Here is a 467-nt window from a genome sequence, read left to right as displayed (position 1 = left end):
CCTTCACGGATGGCGAAGCGCAGACCGGTTTCCATGGCGATCGGAGCGATCAGCTTCACGGTGATGCCGACGTTGTCGCCGGGCATGACCATTTCCTTGTCCTTCGGCAGCTCCACGGCACCGGTCACGTCCGTCGTGCGGAAGTAGAACTGGGGACGGTAGTTGTTGAAGAACGGGGTGTGGCGGCCGCCCTCTTCCTTGCTCAGAACGTAGATCTCAGCGGTGAAGTGGGTGTGCGGCTTGATCGTGCCGGGCTTGGCCAGAACCTGGCCGCGCTCGACGTCTTCACGCTTGGTGCCGCGCAGCAGGATGCCGACGTTGTCGCCCGCTTGACCTTGGTCCAGCAGCTTGCGGAACATTTCGACGCCCGTGACCGTGGTCTTCTGGACTTCGCGGATACCGACGATTTCGATTTCTTCGCCGACCTTGATGATGCCGCGCTCGACGCGACCGGTCACCACGGTGCC

General features: G+C 62.5%; 1 protein-coding gene. It reads right to left on the bottom strand.

Translation table 11 applies throughout. From position 1 onward, the window contains the following. The coding region (locus tag ACG04Q_RS25560; RefSeq protein ID WP_394514702.1) for an EF-Tu C-terminal domain-related protein at positions 1–467 on the bottom strand (467 nt) is incomplete at both ends.

The organism is Pelomonas lactea (genome assembly GCF_043555885.1).
GTDB lineage: Bacteria > Pseudomonadota > Gammaproteobacteria > Burkholderiales > Burkholderiaceae_C > Pelomonas > Pelomonas lactea.
This window is presented reverse-complemented; position numbering and strand designations above follow the sequence as displayed.